Genomic DNA, 3,672 nt, shown 5'->3' with positions numbered 1-3,672 from the left:
CGAAAACCGCGAACTATGCTATATGAAATTTCGCACTGCCGGAGCGCTAAACCGCCGCTTTGCATATTAAAATTTAAAGGTAAAAGATGAATAATTTCGGATCGCTTATGGAGATTTTAAATGTGCTGTTTTTGATCTGCTTTGTTTGGCTCATCGCGTGCTTGATTAAATTTATCAGATCAAAAGACGAGCCGGAGCGCCATAAAAGAGATAAAAAATTTCTAATTATTTCGGCAGTTGCGTTTGCATGCGCTTTTACTCCACTCATATATTCTCAGTGGCTATTCGATCCTTTTTCCATGTTTATCTTGGTTTTTACTGGGCTGCCGGTAGTTTCGCTCATTTGGCTAATCGCAAGTTTAGTAAAATTTATTAAATCGGCTAAAAGTGCACCCGAGCGCCGCAGAAGAATTAGAAATCTTTTGATCCTCTCTGTGTTTTCGTTCATAATTTTTTTGAGCGTCCTAATGGGCTTTTTTTGGCTACTTAATCACGCAATCGAGCATATGTGAGGCGCAAAATGAGCGATGAAATTTTTCAAAAAACGATCGCCATAATATTGACGGCCTGGGCGATCAGCGTTTGCGCACTAACCGCAGCGGCGCTGTATCTGCAGAGCAAATGCTCGATCATCTCCTATATCGCAAACGGAAACTAAGATGAAGCGTGCAATTATCGCCATTTTTCTAGTGTTTATCTTGGCGGCTTTCGATTTTGCGTTTTACCGCCTCGTCGTGAAGCGATACGTAAATCAAAGCAGCGCCGAGATGCAGGCCAAATCGATCGAGCTGCATAAATTTCTGCCGTTTGAGCAGGGTTCGCAGATCGTGCGCGCCAGCTCTAGCTTAAAACTTAGCGGCGATCTGCCGATAATCGACGGCGCAGCGGCTTTGTATCCCGTCTTTTCGGCATTCGTCGCGGCGAGCTATCCGAAGGAAAGCGTGGAGTTTGACGGACAAAATTTCACGAATGCTAGCAGGCTTAAATTTAGCAATACCCGCGGCGCATACAAGGCCATAAGCGACGGCGAGGCGGATCTGATCTTTGTCGCTGCCCCTTCAAAGCAGCAGCTAGCTTATGCGCAGGAAAAGGGCGTGCGCTTGCGCTTCGTGCCGATCGGGCTGGAAGCGTTCGTCTTTATCGTAAATGCGAATAATAAAGTATCGAATTTAACTGTGGATCAGGTGCGAGGAATTTATTCTGGGCAATATAGTGACTGGTCGCAGCTCGGCGGCGAGCGCATGCGAATAGATGCCGTGCAGCGAAACGCGGGCAGCGGCAGCCAGAGCGCGTTTTTAAAATTTATGGGCGAGACGCAGCCTAAGCGTAAGATCACGGGCTTTTTCGGCAGCGCGATCGGCTTTTCGTTTCGCTATTACGTCGAGGGGATCGTGCAAAACGGCGGCGTGAAGATGCTTAGCCTAAACGGCGCGTATCCGAACAAAGAAAATATCGCTAGCCGTAAATACCCGCTCGTAGCCGAAATTTACGCGGTTTACGATGAAAACAATAAAAACGAAAATATCCGCATCTTGATAGATTGGATCCTTTCGCCGCAGGGGCAAAGTATCATCGAAAATAGCGGCTACGTGCCGATTAAGGGCTAAGATCGCAGCTTAAATTTATACGGCGTTTGCCAAAAATTCAGCCAAATTTCGTTAAAATCACAAAATTTCAAAAAACGGAAAACGAAGTGATAAAGATTATATTTTTAGACGTAGACGGTTGCCTTAGCGACGGCGGGCTGTACCATTCAAACGGTGGCGAAGAGATGAAAAAATTTAACGTAAAAGACGGGTTCGGCATCCAGGAATGGCAGCGGCTGGGGCTAAAGGTCGCGATCATCACCGGCAAAAGCTCGCAAATCGTCGCAAACCGCGCGCGCGAGCTGAAGATCGATACGCTCTTTCAAGGCGAAAAAGACAAGCTCTCAAGGGCGGAGCAAATTTTAAAAAATTTTAACCTAAGCTTCGATGAGGCCGCCGCGATCGGCGATGATATAAACGACGCGAAGCTTTTAAATGCGGTCGCGATCAGCTTCAAGCCCGCCGATGCGCTAAGCTCGCTAAAAGCGGACGTCGCGCTAAGCAAAAACGGCGGCTGCGGCGCGGTGCGCGAGATGATCGAAATACTCGTCGATAAAAACGGCATGCGCGAAGAGTGGAATAGCAAATGGCTGTAGTTTCGCAAGCGCGCACGATGGGTAAAATTCCGCGCAGATCAAAAGGGGCCGAGCGATGGTGATAAAAATTTTCTACGTCGCGATTGCGATCTTTTGCGTCGCGATGGTGTTTTTAAGCGTGCAGACGCCGTATTTTAGCGATATGTTTAGGCAGGATCTAAGCATTGCGAATATGGAGATGAAAAAGATCGTCGATTATCAGATCGGCGAGCGCGTGGATGCTAAATTTACTGCGGACGGCGGCACTCGCTATAAGGATCGCGACGAGTTTGTAAATTTTAAAGCCGAGGAGATTAGCGCGGATCTAAATCACACTTTGGTTTCAAAAACCGCGACGCGCGCCGGCGAGCTGATAAAATTTAACGGCGACGCGCATTATGTAAATAGCAGAGGCTTTGATTACACGGCGCAGGAGATCATCTACGATACGAGCAGCAAGATCGTCCGTTCCGACGTGCCGTACGTGCTACGCCAAGGCAATGACCGCGTCACGGGCGCAAGCATCAGCTACGATACTAAAACCAAACAAACAAACTCAAAAGGAATCCACGCATGGTATTTAATAAAAGATCAAAACTCCACAAACTAATACTTTCAGCTGCGCTAATTTTGGGCTTTAGCGCGACTACTCTTAGCGCCGCGCAGGAGCAGGTCGAGGTCACGGCGGATAATTTTTTCGCCGACGAGATCAAGCAGATCAGCGTCCTGACGGGCAACGTCCGCATCAAAAAGGGCGCTTACGATACGCTAAATTCCGATAAAGTGACGATCTACTTCGACGCCAAGCGCCAGCCTACCAAATATGTCGCGACGGGAAATGCAAATTTTAAAATTTTACTCAATCAGAAGCATTATGACGGCAAGGGCGGCGTGCTGACCTACGATCCGACTATCGAGGCCTACACGCTTGAAAACAACGCCTATCTGCACGAGGCCGAGACCAAAAAAGAGGTTTACGGCGATAAGATCATCGTAAATCGCCAAAAGGGCACCTACGAAGTAAAAAGCGGCGGCGGCGAGAAAAAGCCCGTGCGTCTGATCTTTCAGGTCGAAGATCAAAACAAATGATCTATCCTAGCAGCGCGCAGTTTATCACCTCTGCCGCAAATATCGCGGGTGCACCCGAGTTTGCGATGAGCGAAGTGGCGTTTTTGGGGCGCTCCAACGTCGGCAAAAGCAGCCTGATAAACGCTCTAGTCGGGCGCAAAAATCTAGCCAAATCAAGCTCGACTCCCGGCAAAACGCAGCTGATAAATTTTTTCGAAGTTAAATTTAAACAAAAGCTTGCCGCAGATTCGGATGGCTCGCAAGCCGAAACGCCGCCCGATCTAGCGAGCAAAGGGGCTTTAAACTCGGCTGCGAATTGCGCGCGAGATTTTGCGGACGCTGCGGCGTCTGAGCGAAATTTAAAGCAGAACTCTATTTTAAATTTAAAAAGCGCTTCGGCGGATTTTGGATCGGATCGCGAGGCGGATCTTACGGCAGGGTTT

Annotated in this window: 7 protein-coding genes; all 7 read left to right on the top strand. The window is 48.3% G+C overall.

Annotated elements, in window-relative coordinates; translation table 11 throughout:
• The first annotated feature begins 86 nt into the window (after positions 1–86).
• Complete coding sequence (locus Q0605_RS01350; RefSeq protein WP_297995927.1) at positions 87–512, top strand: hypothetical protein; 426 nt, start codon at positions 87–89, stop codon at positions 510–512.
• 8 nt (positions 513–520) lie between these two features.
• A complete protein-coding gene (locus tag Q0605_RS01345) occupies positions 521–658 on the top strand; it encodes a hypothetical protein (RefSeq protein ID WP_298703561.1) in 138 nt (45 codons plus the stop codon).
• A gap of 1 nt (position 659) precedes the next feature.
• Positions 660–1,607, top strand: a complete 948-nt coding sequence (locus Q0605_RS01340) for a substrate-binding domain-containing protein (protein WP_298703559.1) — start codon at positions 660–662, stop codon at positions 1,605–1,607.
• Positions 1,608–1,693: 86 nt separating this feature from the next.
• The gene (locus Q0605_RS01335) at positions 1,694–2,182 is read left to right on the top strand and encodes an HAD-IIIA family hydrolase (protein ID WP_177389116.1); all 489 of its coding nucleotides are present in this window, start codon (positions 1,694–1,696) and stop codon (positions 2,180–2,182) included.
• Between the two features lie 55 nt (positions 2,183–2,237).
• Entirely contained in the window at positions 2,238–2,771 is a 534-nt protein-coding gene (gene lptC, locus Q0605_RS01330) for an LPS export ABC transporter periplasmic protein LptC (protein WP_298703557.1), read from the top strand.
• Positions 2,735–3,250, top strand: coding sequence for a lipopolysaccharide transport periplasmic protein LptA (lptA, locus tag Q0605_RS01325; RefSeq protein WP_298703555.1), 516 nt, complete (start codon positions 2,735–2,737; stop codon positions 3,248–3,250). Before lptC ends, lptA begins: the two co-directional genes overlap by 37 nt.
• Positions 3,247–3,672 (top strand): GTPase (locus Q0605_RS01320; RefSeq protein WP_298703553.1); only part of this gene is annotated, 426 nt, incomplete at its 3' end. The genes lptA and Q0605_RS01320, both read left to right, overlap by 4 nt.

The sequence above is a fragment of the uncultured Campylobacter sp. genome (genome assembly GCF_938017705.1).
Lineage (GTDB): Bacteria > Campylobacterota > Campylobacteria > Campylobacterales > Campylobacteraceae > Campylobacter_B.
The sequence above is the reverse complement of the archived record's forward strand: the minus strand, read 5'-3'. Positions and strand labels throughout refer to the sequence as shown.